At 29.2% G+C, this 17867-nt stretch carries 16 protein-coding genes; 13 read left to right on the plus strand and 3 right to left on the minus strand.

What is annotated here, in order from left to right; genetic code table 11:
• Positions 1-2 precede the first annotated feature (2 nt).
• Genes AMN70_RS04590 through AMN70_RS04600 form a run of 3 tightly spaced genes read left to right on the plus strand, consistent with a single transcriptional unit; the run spans position 3 to position 4398 of the window.
• The gene (locus AMN70_RS04590; RefSeq protein ID WP_075502217.1) at positions 3-872 is read left to right on the plus strand and encodes a glycosyltransferase; all 870 of its coding nucleotides are present in this window, start codon (positions 3-5) and stop codon (positions 870-872) included.
• Positions 869-3556, plus strand: a complete 2688-nt coding sequence (gene ppc / locus AMN70_RS04595) for a phosphoenolpyruvate carboxylase (RefSeq protein WP_075502219.1) — start codon at positions 869-871, stop codon at positions 3554-3556. Before AMN70_RS04590 ends, ppc begins: the two co-directional genes overlap by 4 nt.
• Entirely contained in the window at positions 3556-4398 is an 843-nt protein-coding gene (locus AMN70_RS04600; protein WP_075502221.1) for a heparin lyase I family protein, read from the plus strand. The genes ppc and AMN70_RS04600 overlap by 1 nt, the downstream gene beginning before the upstream one ends.
• On the opposite strand, the gene AMN70_RS04605 is transcribed toward AMN70_RS04600, so the two are convergent.
• Together AMN70_RS04605 and AMN70_RS04610 are read right to left on the minus strand one after the other, a co-directional pair.
• Complete coding sequence (locus AMN70_RS04605) at positions 4395-5675, minus strand: Y-family DNA polymerase (RefSeq protein WP_075502223.1); 1281 nt, start codon at positions 5673-5675, stop codon at positions 4395-4397. The two genes, AMN70_RS04600 and AMN70_RS04605, sit on opposite strands and share 4 nt — an antisense overlap.
• A complete protein-coding gene (locus tag AMN70_RS04610; RefSeq protein ID WP_075502276.1) occupies positions 5653-6048 on the minus strand; it encodes a LexA family protein in 396 nt (131 codons plus the stop codon). Before AMN70_RS04610 ends, AMN70_RS04605 begins: the two co-directional genes overlap by 23 nt.
• 159 nt (positions 6049-6207) lie before the next feature.
• On the opposite strand from AMN70_RS04610, the gene AMN70_RS04615 reads away from it, so the two are divergent.
• From AMN70_RS04615 to alaS, 6 genes are all read left to right on the plus strand, one after another.
• Complete coding sequence (locus AMN70_RS04615; protein WP_075502225.1) at positions 6208-6957, plus strand: heparin lyase I family protein; 750 nt, start codon at positions 6208-6210, stop codon at positions 6955-6957.
• 8 nt (positions 6958-6965) lie between these two features.
• Entirely contained in the window at positions 6966-7328 is a 363-nt protein-coding gene (locus AMN70_RS04620) for a GFA family protein (RefSeq protein WP_075502227.1), read from the plus strand.
• A 5-nt stretch (positions 7329-7333) separates the two neighbouring features.
• Positions 7334-8260 carry a uridine kinase gene (locus AMN70_RS04625; protein ID WP_075502229.1) on the plus strand — a complete coding sequence of 309 codons (927 nt, stop codon included), beginning with the start codon at positions 7334-7336 and terminating at the stop codon, positions 8258-8260.
• On the plus strand, positions 8261-9556 hold the full coding sequence (locus AMN70_RS04630; RefSeq protein WP_075502231.1) for a TolC family outer membrane protein: 1296 nt from the start codon (positions 8261-8263) through the stop codon (positions 9554-9556).
• Positions 9557-9663: 107 nt separating this feature from the next.
• Positions 9664-10812: a recombinase RecA gene (gene recA / locus AMN70_RS04635; RefSeq protein ID WP_075502233.1), complete on the plus strand. Its 1149-nt coding sequence runs from the start codon at positions 9664-9666 to the stop codon at positions 10810-10812.
• Positions 10813-10913: 101 nt separating this feature from the next.
• Positions 10914-13580 carry an alanine--tRNA ligase gene (gene alaS, locus AMN70_RS04640; protein WP_075502235.1) on the plus strand — a complete coding sequence of 889 codons (2667 nt, stop codon included), beginning with the start codon at positions 10914-10916 and terminating at the stop codon, positions 13578-13580.
• Here alaS and AMN70_RS04645 read toward each other — a convergent pair.
• Positions 13572-14786, minus strand: coding sequence for an NADP-dependent isocitrate dehydrogenase (locus tag AMN70_RS04645; protein ID WP_075502237.1), 1215 nt, complete (start codon positions 14784-14786; stop codon positions 13572-13574). The two genes, alaS and AMN70_RS04645, sit on opposite strands and share 9 nt — an antisense overlap.
• 75 nt (positions 14787-14861) lie before the next feature.
• Between AMN70_RS04645 and AMN70_RS04650 the strand changes: the two genes are divergently transcribed.
• From AMN70_RS04650 to AMN70_RS04665, 4 genes are read left to right on the plus strand one after another with little or no spacing between them, the layout of a single operon-like run.
• A complete protein-coding gene (locus tag AMN70_RS04650) occupies positions 14862-15509 on the plus strand; it encodes a phosphatidylserine decarboxylase (RefSeq protein WP_075502239.1) in 648 nt (215 codons plus the stop codon).
• Positions 15510-15512: 3 nt separating this feature from the next.
• Positions 15513-16316: a CDP-diacylglycerol--serine O-phosphatidyltransferase gene (gene pssA, locus AMN70_RS04655; protein ID WP_075502241.1), complete on the plus strand. Its 804-nt coding sequence runs from the start codon at positions 15513-15515 to the stop codon at positions 16314-16316.
• Complete coding sequence (locus AMN70_RS04660; protein ID WP_075502243.1) at positions 16317-17228, plus strand: glycosyltransferase; 912 nt, start codon at positions 16317-16319, stop codon at positions 17226-17228.
• On the plus strand, positions 17229-17840 hold the full coding sequence (locus tag AMN70_RS04665; protein ID WP_075502245.1) for an RlmE family RNA methyltransferase: 612 nt from the start codon (positions 17229-17231) through the stop codon (positions 17838-17840).
• Positions 17841-17867: the final 27 nt, after the last annotated feature.

The raw sequence follows: 17867 nt of genomic DNA on the forward strand, positions 1-17867 counted from the left end.
TTATGATAATTAAGATATTAATTCCTATTTATAATGACTGGCAATCGGTATTAAAACTTCTTGATGAAATAAATTATAATTTATCGAATTTAGATCATGAAATCTCAATCATTATTATTAATGATGCCTCAAATCATGATCGAAATAATGAAAATAATGATTATGCAAATATTCATTCGATAAAGATTTTGAATATGAAGATTAATCAAGGCCATGCAAGATGTATTGCAACAGGACTAAAATATGTTTTTGAAAAAGAGGATTTTGATTATGTTATTCCTATGGATGGAGATGGAGAGGACAGACCTGAGGAAATAAAAGAATTTATTAAACAAATTAAAAACTGTGATAATAATCCAATTGTTGGAGAAAGAGTTAAAAGGTCAGAAAATTTTATTTTTAAACTTTGTTACCAATTTCATAAATTACTAACATTAACTTTCACAGGTAAATCAATTAAATTTGGTAATTTTACTTGTTTACCAAAATCAACTGTAGAAAAGTTAGTCAATGATAAAGCAACCTGGAATAGTTTTTCAGGTTCTTTAAGAAAAATTGAAAATAATTTGAAAACTATTCCATCTATAAGAGGAACTAGATATTTTGGCCCATCAAAAATGAGCTTCTTGAATTTATTGAAACACTCTTTATCAATTATGAGTGTATTTAGAACAGTTTTTTTAATTCGTTCATCAATATTTATTGTTCTATATATTTTATTTATAAAAAGTAACGCCTCAATTATTACCGCAATACCATTGATACTGTTATTAATAGCAGTTTATTTTATTTCAAATTTAGCATTAAGAGAAAATATGGAAGAATTTGATAAATCACTATCAAACATTACTGATGTTGAAAAAATAAAATGAAAAAGAGAGATCTTTATTATGAGAGAATCCCAACAAGATTCCTTAGAGAAAATGTTCAATATTTGGGAAATATTTATGGAAAAGTAATCAAACAGCAAGAAGGAAAAAAGTTTTTTCAATTAGTTGAAAAAGTAAGGAAATTATCAAAAGCAAATAAAATTAAATCATATCATGTTCAAACAAACAAAAAAGTTATTAGATCTATAAAAAATCTGAGCCCAAAAAAGATATTTAAATTAGCTAGAGCATTTTCTCATTTCATGAATTTTATTAATTTAGCTGAAATAATTGATACCTCTAGAAGTTTAAATGAATATGAAAATAGTAAAAAAAAGATTTCTAATAATAATTTATTTATAGAAGAAATTTTTGAAGATTTATTTAATAATAAAGATATTTCTAAAAATAAGATTTACAATACGGCAAAAAATCTAAGAATAGGAATAGTTTTAACTGCACATCCAACAGAAGTAAAAAGAAGAACTTTAATTCAAAAGTATCACAATATTATTGAAATTCTTGAACAAAGAGATCTTTTGAAAATTTATCCATCAAAACTAAAAATTCTTGATAAAAAACTTTTTGATGAGCTTACTATAATCTGGAACACTGATGATTTAAAAAGATTTAAACCTTCACCGTTTGATGAAGCTAGATGGGGACTTGCAATAATAGAAGATAGTTTATGGGACACTGTACCTAAAGTTTATCGAAGGTTAAATTCAATATTTGTTCATAATATGAATAAAGGGTTACCTAAAAATTTTAATCCAATTGAATTTGGTTCTTGGATGGGAGGGGATCGAGACGGTAATCCAAATGTTACAGCTAAAGTAACAAGAGAAGTAATATTACTGTCAAGATGGGAAGCTGCAAAACTATATGAAAAGGCTTTAACAAAAATAATTAGATCTTATTCAATGGAAAAATGTTCCAAAAAAATTCAAAAACAAGTTGGACAATCTTTTGAACCTTATAGAGTTTTTTTGAGACCTTTAAGAGATAAGATGAGAGTAACACACAGATCAATTGAACAGCATCTAGTTAACAAAAAACCGTTAAATCAAAAAAAATTACTTAGTTCTAGAGAGGAAATATTAAAACCTTTAAGGATTGTGAGAGAGTCATTAGAGCAAAATAATAATGAAAATATTGCTAGTGGGGAACTATTAGATTTGATGAGAAGAGCTAAGTGTTTTGGTATTAATTTAGCTAGGCTTGATATCAGACAAGAGTCATCTAGGCACAGTCAATTAATTAATGAATTTTACAGGAAAAAATATAATAAAGACTATTTAAATTTAGATGAAAAAGACAAAGTAGAATTTCTAAAAAATCAAATTACATCAAAAAAAAATAAACTTAAAAATTTTAAATTTATAAATAAAGAAAATAAAGAAGTTTGGTCGACTTTTAATACACTTGCAAAGGAACCACCAGAGTGTTTGGGTGCATATGTTATTTCAATGACTACTTCTGCATCCGATATCTTGTCAGTATCTTTTTTGCAAAAAGAAGCGAATATTAGAAATAAATTGAGAGTAGTTCCATTATTTGAAACTTTAGAAGATTTAATAAATGCAAAAAAGATTATGAGTACCTTATTTTCTCAAAGATGGTATCGTAAAATGATAAATAATAACCAAGAGGTTATGATTGGGTATTCAGACTCAAGTAAAGATGCTGGTAAAATTTGTGCTAATTGGCATCAATATAAAGCTCAAGAAGAAATTGTAAAACTTAGTAAAAGATTCAAAATTAATGTATCATTTTTTCATGGGCGAGGTGGATCTGCAGGAAGAGGAGGTGGGCCAATACAAGCTACATTGCGATCACAACCACCTCAATCAGTTAATGGAAAAATTAGAATAACAGACCAAGGTGAAGTAATACAACAGAAATATGGTTATGAACCATTAGCAAAATATAATTTATGTAGTTACATCGGATCAGTAACCGAAGCTATATTAAATCCACCGCCCCCACCAAAAAAAAATTGGAGATCATTAATAGAAAAAATGTCCGAAATATCAAAAAATTCATACAGGAAAAATATTAATCAAAATTCAGATTTTATAAGATATTTCAAAACAGTAACGCCACATAAAGCTCTTGGAAAATTATTTATTGGCTCTAGACCATCTAAAAGAAAAAATGTTGATAATATTAAGAGCCTAAGAGCGATACCATGGGTTTTTGCATGGACACAAATTAGGCTTATGCTGCCAGCATGGCTAGGAAGTGCTGAGGCTTTGAGATATTCTTATATTAAAGAATTTAGAAAAACTCTCTATGAAATGGAAAAAAACTGGCCTTTCTTTAATTCAATGTTGGATATTTTAGATATGGTTATTTCAAAAGCAGACCCAGAAATCTCAAAAATTTATGAGGAATATTTAGCAGATGATAATTTAAAACGTGTTGGAAAAAAATTGAGATTTCAATTCGATGTTATCAAAAAACTAAATAGAAAAATTACTCCTATTGAAATAACGAAATTAAGAAAAGAATTTAGAAAATCCGTTATCGTGAGAAGTATTTACTCTGAGGTTTTAAATATAATTCAACCTATAGTGATTGATAGATTAAAAAAAAATGGTAATTACAAAGATAAAAAGTATTTAGAAGATGCTTTATTAACTTCCATTGCGGGAATTTCTGCAGCTATGAAAAATACAGGATAATGTTTAAAAAATTTTTAAGTTTTATTATTTTAATATTTTTTTTATTTTCTGGAACAGTATTTTCAGATAATCATAAAACTTTTTTTAAAGATATAAAAGGATACAAAGAACAATTTCTTTCAATGTCAGAAAAAAAAGTGAATAGAATAAAAGAGGTTAAAGCTTCAGATGGTTTTCCTGTTTATGAAGGAAAAACAAGTATCCAAGTTACCGTAAATAGAGATGACGCAGGATGTGGTAAAGGTAAAGCACAAACAACACAAATCCAATGTGATGGCAAAGGCAATAGAAGCAGACAAGAAATTCACCTTGGTGATATGAGATTGAAAAATAGAGAACATATCTTTGAGTACGCTGTTTACTTTGATGAAACTTATGAACCTTTAGAGAAAGGAGCAGTGGTTATAATTGGCCAAATGCATACTGATAACAAAGCTAAAGGATGTCATAGCTGCTGTCATTTTTGGGCTCAAGATTTTAAATATAAAGGAGATCATTATTATAGTTGGGCAAGTAAAGCAGCTTATGCGTCAGAGCCTGTTATTATTGGAAAAATTGAGGACTTAAAAGGTAAGTGGACACATTTAAAATTTCATGTTCTTTGGAAACTTGATGAGACTGGAAGATTCAAGATTTATAGAAATAATGAAGTTATAGCTGATCTTAAAAATATAAAAACTTTAGCTGACACTTGTACAGGTGGTTATATGAAATTCGGAATTTACAGACATCGTACTATTGGTTATTGGAACTCTGATTGGGAAAGTTTACCAGATCAAAGAGTTTATCTGGATAGCATCATATTTAGAAAACCAAAAAAAGAAGAAAAATTTAAGAATTAGACAGCTCTTATAGTTGGTAGACAATAAAAATCAGCAGTATCTATTTTAGAAGAGTACTGTCTTCTCATGTTCCACTTTTTATGAACGCCAGCACTTGCAAGACTTAATGTTGATCTTCCATATCTGTAATTAGTATTATCAATTGATTGCATTAAACTTTTTATTTTTTCATCTTTTTTTGATGAAAATAAATTTTTTCTTCCATCATCATTACGTAATCCTGTCAACATAACACCTGCTTTCTGGTACCGATATCCATTTTTGAAAATACTTTCTAAAATTGAAACTGCGGTTTTAACAGTTTCAATACTATTGTTCGTTGCAATTGGAAAATCAATCGTCTTTGCATTTGAATAATAACCATAGTCTCTTTGAAAAGGACTAGTTCTGACAAAAACTGTAATTGCTTTTGCAACTAAAGACTCTGATCTAATTTTTTCAGATGCATTCAAACAATAGTTTGCAACTGCTTCTTTTAATTCTTGAAAACTTTCAATTCTTTTTCCAAATGATCTTGAAACAACGCAACTCTTTCTTTTTGTTTGTGTAGTTTCTAAATTGATACAGGGAATACCTCTAAGCTCCATTGCAGTTCTTGAACTTAAAACATTTGAACATTTTTTAATCCATGTGTTAGATTTATTCTTAAGTTGTTTAGCATTATAAATTCCATTTTTTTGATAAAACTTTGTAAGCTGTCTGCCAACACCCCATACATCATTAATTTTGACTTTTTCTAAAATTGGATCTAAGTTTTCAACGCCAATTAAACTGGTAACACCTGATTGTTTTTTCTTTGCAATATGATTTGCAACTTTACTTAAAGTTTTAGTTTTAGCAATACCAATACTTGTTGGAATACCAGTCCATTGCAAAACTGTTTCTCTGATTTCTCTTCCAACTTTTTCAATTTCAGAGTCTGGAAAATTAGATAAATCTATAAATGCTTCATCAATTGAATAAACTTCTATTTCTGTATTAAATCTTTTCAGTGTTCTCATTACTCTTCTAGATAAATCTCCGTATAAAGAATAATTTGAAGAAAAAACCTCAACATTATTTTTGATGATAATATCCTTTCCCTTAAAGTAAGGCTCACCCATTTTAATTCCTAGGGCTTTTGCTTCATTGGATCTAGAAATAATACAACCATCATTATTAGATAAAACCACAACAGGTTTTTTTCTTATTCTTGGATTAAACAATCTTTCACAAGAAACATAAAAAGAATTACAATCAACTAAAGCTAGTTTTTTAGTACGTTGAATGGATGACATAAGTTACAACTCCCCAAATAAAAATATCTTCTTCTTCGTTAATTAAAATTCTATTAGAAAAATCTTTGGATCCAGATGTTAGAAATTTTTTATCTCTTTCTTGAACCAATGTTTTAACCACAAGTTCATCATGAACATTTGCAATAACTGTCGAAAAATTTTTTGGTTTTAAACTTTTATCAACAACCAATAAATCTCCATCATTAATACCAACATCGACCATCGACTTTCCCTGAACTCGGATGATGAAAGTGGCTGGAACATTTTTGATCAAATGCATGTTTAGATCGATGTCTTCTTCGATATAATCAGTGGCAGGTGATGGGAAACCAGCACCAGCTTTATGTAAATAGTAAGGGATAGTTAGTTTCATGTTCTTATTTTGTTCTCTTTTATAGTCCATTTATACAATGCACGCAAGAGGTTGTATTTTGAGTCCGTAATTGAATCAAAAGTGAATCAAAACGTGAACATCAAAACTACATTTTGTATGCTTGTGGATAACTTCAACCAGAGATAGTTTGTTGAACTAATGAAAAAATTTTTATTAATAATCTTTTTTATATTTTTCGGGTCTTTGCATGTAATTGCAGACGAATGGAAAATTCAAAATAAGTGGAAAATATCTTGCGGACTAGTAGATAAGGAAGCTTTAGCTGTAAATGGAAAACCAAAAAAAAGTTTTAATAAAAGAGAATTTAAAGTTGATAGTGTCGTATTCAAGCTTGATAAAGGAGAAGTTGGTAAATGTAAGACAGATAAAAAACCAACAGGCGGCTACAAATATTCTGGTAGACAAGAAATTACTCATAGGTTGCCAACGGGTAATACAGTTTTTGAAACAATGATACTTACTTCAGGTGCTCCTCAATATCGTTCACACTTTTTTCAAATACACGATGGTAGATCATCAGGAAAACCACCTTCTATGGTTCAAGTTACTAAAGATTGGGCAGTTAGAAATCAACATAGCACTGAATGTTTTAAACCAAAATGCAAACAAATTAGCTATGATGCATATTTGAAACCAGGTGAAAAAAAAAAATTTAAAGCAGAAATTAAATACGATCAAAAAGCAAAAAGAATATCATCTAAATATTATCTAAATGACGTATTGATTATTCAGCATTTGGACGTGCCTATAGCAAAAAAACAGACTGATGGACCTTATGGACCTAATAAACCGTATATTAAAATTGGAATTTATAGAATAGGGGATACAGGAACTACAACATTTTCTTATGAAAATATTGTTCTAAAAAATAAAAAAGGTAATTTGTAATTACGAATATGAAAAAATTAATATGCCATTGTGGTGCAATAGAAGCAGAAATTAATTTGGATGGGGATTTGGCTAAAGTAATAAAATGCAATTGTTCTATTTGCAAAAGAAAAGGAGCAATCATGTCGATGGTAAAAAATGAAGATTTTAAAATTGTAAAAGGGGAAGATAAATTAAAACTTTATCAATTTCATTCCAAAGTTGCTAAACATTATTTTTGTTCTGAGTGTGGAATTTATACTCATCACAATCCAAGAATAAATCCAGCCATGACAGGATTTAATATTGGATGTATAGATGAAATAAATACTTTTGATATCAAAGATGTTCCAGTAAACGATGGCCAAAATCACCCATTAGATAAAAAATAATTTTCATGCAACAATTCAGCTTATGCTTTGATAAGGTAAAAAAAGACTGTTTAAAGTTCATTAAGTCTCAAGAAACAAAAGCTGATAAATTTAAAAATAAAGAAAGAATGATTAAATCTTTTTTAATTCCTTTATGTTTTTGGATTAGTAAAAAAGCCTATAAAAACAAACCATATTTTGTAGGTTTGGCGGGTGGTCAAGGAACAGGCAAAACAACAATTAGTTCTTTGTTAAAAATAATTTTAATAAAATACTTTAAATTAAAGGTTTTTAGGATTTCCATAGATGATTTTTATAAAACAAAAAAAGAAAGAATAGGTTTATCAAAAAAAATTCATCCTATGCTTTTGGTTAGAGGCGTCCCTGGAACTCATGATATTAATATGATGCTGAATTTTTTTAAAAAAGTGAAAAGTAAAAAATTTAAAAGATTAAAATTACCAACATTTAATAAAGCTGTTGACGACAGATTTAATAAAAAAAATTGGTATAATTTAGAAAAAAAACCTGACGTAATTATTTTTGAAGGTTGGTGTGTTGGTGCAAAATCAGAAAAAAACATGACTTTGAAGAAAACAATAAATTCAATGGAAAAAACAAGAGATCAAAAACAGATATGGAGAAAATATGTTAACCATCAATTGCAATCAAAATACAAAAACTTATATTCTCAGTTAAATTGTTTGATTTATCTTAAAGCAAAAAATTTTAGCTTGTTACAAAGATGGAGATTAAAACAAGAAAGAAAACTTCGGGCTAAAAGTAAAATGAAATTAAATTTAAAAATAATGAGCAGGGGAGAAGTGTTAAATTTTATGCAAACTTATCAAAGAATAACTCAAAATATGTTTAGATATATGCCTAAATATGCCTCAATTACTTTTAATTTAAATGCTAATCATCAAATCAAAAGTGCAGTATATAAAAAATAAATGAAAAAATTTTTAATAATATTATTTGGATCTTTACTAATTATCTCAAATGCAAATTCAGAGAGCTTTATGGAAGCTTTGATGAAAGCATATAAAAATAACTCAGAACTTAATGCTGAAAGGGAAAATATATTTGTTTCAGAAGAAGAATTAAAAATTTCTCAAGGAAATTATTTACCTACATTAACTTTATCAGGTACTAAAACTAAGGAAGATACAAAAAAACTTACAAATCAATCAGGTGGTGATGCTTCGATTGACGATGTTAACCCGCTTACTAAATCAATTTCAATTTCACAAACTTTAATCGATTTTGGAAGAGGTGCAGAGCTCTCAAAAAGTAAAATAGGTTTAGATTTAGCTAAAGCTAGATTATTAAAAAAAGAACAAGATATTTTATACAAGACTTCAGAAGCTTATACAGGTCTAATTTTAGCAAATGAAAACTTAAAAATTAATACAGATAATGTTGAACTTTTGAGCAGACAAGTAGAGACTGATCAAATTAGACTTGAAAGAGGACAAATAACTTTATCTGATGTGTCTCAGTCTGAATCTTCACTAGCAGAAGCACAAGCAAAACTAATACAAGCTGAAAATGAATTATTAACAAGCAAATTAAATTATGAGAATATAATCGGTAAATTAAGTAACCCAAATTCTTTAGATAAAAACTCTATTAATGATTACCCTTTACCTGATAGCCTCAACACAGCAATAGAACTTTCTAAAAAAAATAATCCTAATTTGAAAATTGCCGAATTAGAATTTAATCAAGCACAAAAAGACAAAACTATTGCAAAATCAGATCTTGCACCAACTGCAAATTTATCTTTAGAAAAATCTTATACAGATGATTTTAGTGCAACATATGATGAGAAGGAAAAAGAAACTTTAAAAGCAACAGTCACTTGGCCATTTTATTCAGGGGGTAAAAACTTAGCTTCATTAAACAAAAGTTCGAGTTTAGAGACTAGATCTCGATTAATTTTAGAAAGTGTTTCTAAACAGAACGAGACTAATGTTGCAAGTGCTTGGTCTAGTTATTTATCTAGCAGAAGTTTATTGAACTCTGTTCAAGCTCAAGTTAGAGCTGCCGAAATTGCCAATGAAGGAATTACTGCCGAATATAACAGTGGAGCAGGCAGAACTACTCTAGAAGTAATTCAATCAAACTCACTTCTTCTCAATGCTCAAATTTCACTTGCAAATTCAGAGAGAAATTTCATTCTTTCAAAGTTCAATTTGCTCAAATCTATCGGTTTGCTTCATAGCGATTACTTAAAAATAAAGTAAATATTATCTATTTTAAGGCTAATAAATTAAATCTTGATAATGAGAACAAAATGTGTACATTTAGATAATGATTCGAGTGATAAAAAAAGCAAGAAATGAGGCAAAAAATGACAAAAAATAACTTAAAAGTAGTTAAATCTACAAAAGATCAAGAATTGGAAAATAAAGAAAAGAATAAAGCTTTAGAAGCAGCAATTAGTCAAATTACAGATAATTTTGGAAAAGGCTCTGTAATGAAACTAGGTCAGAAAAGAGCGATGGATATTGAGTCTGTATCTACTGGATCTTTAAGTCTAGATTTAGCTTTAGGAATTGGCGGATTACCAAAAGGGAGAATTATAGAAGTTTATGGACCTGAATCTTCTGGTAAAACGACATTAGCATTACAAGTAGTTGCTGAAGCACAAAAAGCTGGCGGAATCTGTGCATTTGTAGATGCCGAACATGCTTTAGATCCGGTTTATGCTAAAAAATTAGGTGTAAACACAGAAGAGCTTTTAATTTCGCAACCAGACGCTGGTGAACAAGCTTTAGAAATCGCCGATACGTTAGTAAAATCAGGCTCTATTTCAGTAATTGTTATTGACTCAGTTGCAGCTTTAACTCCAAAAGCAGAAATTGAAGGAGAGATGGGCGATCATCATGTTGGTCTTCAATCAAGATTAATGAGCCAGGCTTTAAGAAAATTGACAAGTTCAATTTCAAACACAAACACAATGATGATTTTCATTAATCAAATTAGAATGAAAATTGGAGTTATGTTTGGAAGTCCTGAAACAACATCAGGTGGAAATGCACTTAAGTTTTATTCATCAGTTAGAATGGACATCAGAAGAATTGGTGCCATTAAAGATAAAGATGAAATTATTGGAAACACTACAAGAGTTAAAGTAGTTAAGAATAAAGTTGCACCACCATTCAAAGTAGTTGAATTTGATTTGATGTATGGAAGAGGTATTAGCAAAATGGGTGAACTAGTTGATCTAGGTGCCAAGGCTGATATTATTGAAAAATCAGGAGCATGGTATGCTTATAAAGGTGAGAAAATTGGACAAGGTAGAGAAAATGCGAAAACTTATCTTGCTCAAAACCCTAAAGTTGCTGCAGAAATAGAAATGGCAATTAGAGAAAAAGCTGGTGTGATTTCAAAAAAAATTGAAGGAAATCCATTAGATCCTGAAAAGATTGAAAAAGAGAAAAAAGTAGCTGAAAAAGAAGAAGCTGTTAAAGAAGCTACTCCTCCTAAAAAGAATTAAGTATTAAAGGTCATCTTTAAATTATAAAAGGCGCTTATTATAAGCGCCTTTTCCCTTTATCGCTATCTAGACATAGAACAAAAAAGCTGTATTTTAAAAATATGGCTCAAAAATCATTAAATCAAATAAGAGAGACGTTCTTAAAATATTTTGAGAAAAATGATCATAAGATTGTAGAGTCTAGCAATTTAGTTCCAAATAATGACCCAACATTAATGTTTGCTAATTCTGGAATGGTTCAGTTTAAAAATGTGTTTACTGGTTTAGAGAAAAGAGACTATCAAAGAGCAACAACATCACAAAAATGTGTCAGAGCTGGTGGAAAACATAATGATTTAGAAAATGTTGGTTACACCCCAAGACACCATACATTTTTTGAAATGTTAGGTAATTTTTCGTTTGGAGACTATTTTAAAGAAAAAGCCATTCACTATGCGTGGGATTTAATTACTAAAGATTTTGGATTAGATAAAAATAAACTTTATGTAACAGTTTTTCATGAAGATGATGAAGCCTTTAATTTTTGGAAGAAAATAGCTGGTTTTAATGATCATAAAATTATAAGAATTTCAACCTCAGACAACTTCTGGTCAATGGGTGAAACAGGTCCGTGCGGACCATGCTCAGAAATTTTTTATGATCACGGAGACCATCTAAAAGGAGGTTTGCCTGGTAGTAAAGATGAAGATGGAGATAGATTTATTGAAATTTGGAATTTGGTTTTTATGCAATACGAACAAGTTTCTAAAGATAAAAGAATTAACTTACCCAAACCATCAGTTGATACTGGAATGGGATTAGAGAGAATTGCAGCTCTATTGCAAGGAACTCATGATAATTATGAAACAGATCATTTTAAAAAATTAATTCAGTCAACTTCAGAAATTGTTAAAAAAAAACCGGACAAAGACAATCTTTCAAGTTTTAGAGTTATCGCAGATCATTTAAGAGCTAGTTCATTTTTAATCGCGGAAGGCGTTCTGCCATCAAATGAGGGCAGAGGATACGTTCTAAGACGAATCATGAGAAGAGGAATGAGACACTCTCATTTATTAGGATCGAAGGAACCAGTTTTTTATAATTTGTTTGAAACTCTTAAAATTGAAATGTCAGGTAATTATCCAGAATTAAAAAGAGCGGAGTCATTAATAAAAGAAACTCTTAAAATGGAGGAAGAAAAATTCTTAGTTTTATTAGATCGAGGAATTAAAATATTAAATGATGAAATATTAAAAATTGATAAAGTTCTTCCTGGTGATGTTGCTTTTAAATTATATGATACTTATGGATTTCCATTAGATCTTACTGAAGATATTTTAAGAAATAAATCTCTTTCAATTGATACAAAAAAATTTCAATCATTAATGAAAGAAAGTAGAGAGCTCGCCAAGAAAAATTGGAAAGGATCTGGAGATGCTGCAGTAGAGGATATTTGGTTTGGAATTAGAGACAAGTTAGGTGCTACAGAATTTTTAGGTTATGAAACAAATCAAGCCGAAGGAGTAATTTTATCGTTATTAAAAGATAACAAAGAAGTTAAAGAATTAAAATCAGGTGACGAGGGAATGATTATTACTAACCAAACACCTTTTTATGGAGAGTCAGGTGGTCAAGTAGGAGATATCGGAGGATTTAAGAATGGTGAATTTAGATTTATGGTAACAGATGTACAAAAAAAATTAGGTGATCTTTTTGTTCATTACGGAAAAGTCTTAAATGGGTCTGTAAAACTTGGCGATAATATTGAAATGAAAATAGATAAAATTAGACGAAACAATACAAGAGCTTATCATTCAGCAACACACCTACTTCATGAATCTCTCAGAAGAGTTTTAGGAACACATGTTACCCAAAAAGGTTCATTAGTAGAACCTAGTCGTTTAAGATTTGATTTTAGTCATATGAAACCAATTTCTGAGGATGAGATTAAAAAAATTGAAACATTTGTGAATTCAATGGTGACAAAAAAAACAGATGTAAGAACAAGATTAATGACACCAGATGAGGCTGTAGAAAATGGAGCGTTAGCACTTTTTGGAGAAAAATATGGTGACGAAGTAAGAGTGCTTTCAATGGGAGATGATAATGGGAAGTATTTTTCAACAGAATTATGTGGCGGGACACATGTTAAAAACACAGGCGATATTGGTAAATTTAAAATTATAAACCAATCCTCTATAGCTGCAGGAGTAAGAAGAATAGAAGCTTTAAGAGACAAGCAATTAGAAGATTATTTAAATAATAAAGAAAAACAATTAAATTTATCCTCAAAAAAAAATGAGGAGATAATAAAGGACCTTACAAAACAGATAATAAGTTTGGGAGGAAAGCCAAATATCAATCAATCAGATCAAAAATTATTGATAAAAGATTTAACAAAACAACTAGATACTTTATCAGTTAAATATATTCTTAATGATAAAAAAAAAAATGAAATAAAAGATGAAGAAATCAAAGGTATTAAAATAAGATTTCAAAATGTTGATGGTTTGCCGCCAAAAGAATTAAGAAAACTTGTAGATAATGGCAAAAAAGATTTAGGTGAGGGAATTGTAGTAGTTTTTGCGAGCAAAGATGACAAAGTTGGTGTTGCTGTTGGTATAACAGATAAATTAACTAATAAATTTGATGCTGTTAAATTTGTAAAATTAAGTTCTGAGATTATTGGTGGTCAAGGAGGTGGTGGTAGAAAAGATTTTGCTCAAGCAGGAGGCCAAGACTCAAGTAAGATTAGTGAAGCTTTTGCAAAAATAAAGTCTCTAATTTAATTTCTTTTTTAATCTTCCATCAATCTCATCTAACAATCGGTTAGTAGTTAGATATTTACTTGAAGGTCCAATTAAAACTGCTAAATCTTTTGTCATAAAACCACTTTCAACACATTCTATGCAGACATTCTCAATTATATTCGCAAATTTGATTAATTCATTATTTTCGTCTAACTTTCCCCTGTGAGCTAATCCTCTAGTCCATGCGAAAATTGAGGCAATAGGATTTGTAGAAGTTTCTTTACCTTGTTGATGTAATCTAAAGTGTCTGGTTACTGTACCGTGCGCAGCCTCCGCCTCCATAACTTTTCCATCTGGAGTTAACAATGTACTTGTCATCAATCCTAATGAGCCATAACCCTGAGCCATTGTATCTGATTGTACATCGCCATCATAATTTTTACATGCCCAAATATATTTTCCACTCCACTTCATTGCACATGCTACCATGTCATCGATCAACCTGTGTTCATAAGTTATTTTTGCTTCTTCAAACTTTTTTTTAAATTCTTTATCAAAAACTTGTTCAAATATATCTTTAAATCTTCCGTCATACTTTTTTAAAATAGTATTTTTTGTCGAAAGATAAACAGGCCACTTTTTTATCAATCCATAACTAAAACAAGATCTTGCAAAATCTTCAATTGATTTATCTAAATTATACATTGAAAGTGCAACTCCAGGTCCTGTAAAGTTGAAAACCTCATGTTTAATTTCTTCTTTTCCATTTTCAGATGTCCATTTCACTTCTAATTTTCCTTTTCCAGGAACTTTAAAATCTGTCGCTCTGTATTGATCGCCAAATGCGTGTCTTCCAATAATTACTGGATCTTTCCATGAAGGAACTAACTTTGGAATATTTTTACAAATTATAGGCTCTCTGAATACTGTGCCTCCAATAATATTTCTTATTGTACCATTTGGAGATCTCCACATTTTTTTTAGTTTAAATTCCTCAACCCTTGTTTCGTCAGGAGTTATTGTTGCGCATTTAATTCCAACCCCTATTTTTTTTATTGCGTTAGCAGAGTCTATAGTTATTTGATCATCGGTTTGATCCCTGCTTTTCATTCCTAAATCATAGTATTCAATTCCAAGATCTAGATAAGGCAAAATTAGTTTATTTTTAATGAACTCCCAGATAATTCTGGTCATTTCATCTCCATCTAGCTCTACAACTTGATTTTTTACTTTGATTTTACTCATTTAAATGAAACATCTTATTAATTGAATTTCGTAGTTTTATATACATATTAATCAAAAATTATCAAATATAAGAACATGTTTAGTAAAATCTTTCCAAAACTTCACTCTGAGGGTTATAAATTTATTGTAATTGCAGTTATATTAACAATTATTTTTTATAGCTTTAGTAACTTTTTAGGTTTAATCGGTCTTGTACTCTCAATTTGGGTTTATTATTTTTTCAGAGACCCCGAAAGAGTAATTATTAATGATGATAATTATTTGGTAAGCCCAGCGGATGGTGAGATAATTAAAGTTGAAGAAGTTGATGGTCCAAAAGAGTTGGGATTAGAAAATAGGAAATTTAAAAAGATTAGTATCTTTATGAATGTTTTTGATTGTCATGTGAACAGGACACCATGCAAAGGACAAATAGAAGAAATATTATATAAACCAGGAAAATTTTTTAATGCATCATTAGACAAAGCTAGTGAAGATAACGAAAGAAATTATTATAAGATAAATGATATACATGGAGATGAAATCGTAGTAGTTCAAATTGCAGGTTTGATTGCTAGGAGAATTGTTTGCGAAACAAATAAAAATCAAAATTTATCTCAAGGTGAAAGAATAGGAATGATTAGATTTGGAAGCAGAGCAGATGTTTATTATGAGAATTACCAACCTTTAGTTAAAATTGGACAAAGAGCTATTTCCGGTGAAACTTTGTTAGCAAAAAAATAGCTTATGGAACAACAAAAAAATAAATTTAAAATTGTCTCTGATAAAAAAACAAGATTAATTTTACCCAATGCAATTACCTTAATAGGTGTTTGTATAGGCTTAACATCAATTAAATTCGCGATTGATGGAAAGTTTGCAATAGCTATTATTGCAATTTTATTTGCAAGTTTGATGGATGCATTAGATGGCCGAATAGCTAGATTAATTAAAGGTACTTCAAAAATGGGTAAAGAATTAGATTCGCTTGGAGATGTTATAAGTTTTGGAGTTGCACCAGCGCTAATAATGTATTTCTGGAACTTACAATATTTAGAAAGATTAGGCTGGTTTGTTTGTTTAACTTATGTAGTTTGTGTTGCTTTAAGATTAGCAAGATTTAATATTAACACAGAAGAAGATCCTTCTTGGAGAGATAACTTTTTTGAAGGTGTACCTTCGCCAGCTGGAGGTATATTGGTTTTAATGCCTTTAATTCTGAGTTTTAGTGGTTTAGAAAAATTTTTATTTAAAATTGATTATGATTTGTTAGTACCAATTTTTTTCATTATAGTTTCAATATTATTAATTAGTACTATTCCAACATATTCATTCAAAAAAATAGTTATACCAAGAACAATGACAAAATTTTTATTATTTGGAATAGTTTTATTTTTTGGTGCATTATTAGTTTATACTTTTAAAATTTTAGCTGTTAGTTGTTTAATCTATATTTGTTTAATTCCTATAAGTTATTTTCACTATAAAAAGATAAAAAAAGAAAAAAATATTACCTCAGATAAAGAAGAAGGATTAGAAGACGTTTTGTAGATGAAAAAAAATGCAATTGTTTCTTTAGCAGATGCTAACTATTATCCACTTCTAGAGGAACTAATAGAATCTATTAGGCGTTTCAAACAAAGCAAGGATATTGCAATTTGTATTTTGGATGCAGGTTTAGAAATAAAACAAAAAGAGTCACTTCTTAAAAAAGTTGATGAATTGAAGTCTGCTGAATGGGATATTGAAGTTCCAAATTATAAAGTAAAGAATAAAGAATGGCTTAAAAGCCAAGTATCAAGAGCTTTTTTGCCAAAGTACTTTCCAAATTATAAAAAATACTTATGGATAGATTGTGATGCATGGGTAAATGATTGGCAATCTGTTGAACTATATTTTAAGGCTTGTGAAAATGGAAAACTTGGAATTACACAAACTATTGGCCCTGGGTACAAGATTACTTCTAAAGTTAATTGGTTATTTGGCAAGCTCGCAATCATAAAATCTCAAAATTTTAAACATGCAGTTAAATCCAAAATTGGATATTCAAAAGCTCGAAAACTTGCTTTTGCACCTCATATTAACATTGGTGTTTTTTCAATGGAGGAAGATTCACCTGGATGGGACTCTTGGCAAAAAAATTTATTTCAAACTCTTAAGGCTGGTAATGTATTTGGATCTGAGGGGTTAGCCATAAATATGTCAGTTTATATTGATGAAATAGAAACAGAGTTTTTGCCATTAAATTGTAATTGGATAACGAGTAATTTATTACCTAAATTTGATGAAATGAATTCTACTTTTGTAGAACCTTTTTTACCAAATAATAAAATTGGGATAATGCATCTTGCTGCAGGTATTTGGAAAGATGGTAAAGATATGAGAGTTGATAAAAATATAAAAATACAAATAGAAAATCTTGAAGGAAAGTTTTTAGAAAAAAGTCTAAGATTTAGTAATTAATTGAAGAAAAATAAAATTTCAAAAAATTGGATCAACAAACAATCAAGAGATGCTTATGTACGACAATCTAAAATTGACGGTTATAGGGCTAGATCTGCATATAAATTAATTGAGATAGATCAAAAATATAAAATTTTTAAAACAGGATTGACCGTAATTGATATTGGTGCAGCACCTGGTAGTTGGTCTCAATATGCTTCAAAAGTTGTCAAAAAAGGAAAAATAATTTCTATCGACTTAAAAGAAATGGAAATAATATTAAACACACTTCAGATTAAAGGAGATTTTACTTTAAAAGAAACTCAAGAAAAAATTAAAAAATTATTAACTAAAAAATCTAATGTTGTTATGTCTGACATGGCTGTTAATACGACTGGTATAAAAGACCTTGACTCAATCCAAACAGGAGAATTGTGTAAAGAAGCCATGTTGTTCTCAAAAGATATTTTAATTGAAAAAGGGTATTTTATATCAAAAATATTCATGGGTAGTACTTTTAATGAAATTGTCGCACTAGGAAAAAAAATCTTTAAAGAAGTTAAGGTTTTTAAACCAAAATCAAGTCGTAAAGATTCCAAAGAAAGTTTTATAATTTGTAAAAATTTAAGATAGACACTTTAAAAATAAAAGGAATCATAT

It is taken from the genome of Candidatus Pelagibacter communis (assembly GCF_001179925.1).
GTDB lineage: Bacteria > Pseudomonadota > Alphaproteobacteria > Pelagibacterales > Pelagibacteraceae > Pelagibacter > Pelagibacter ubique_E.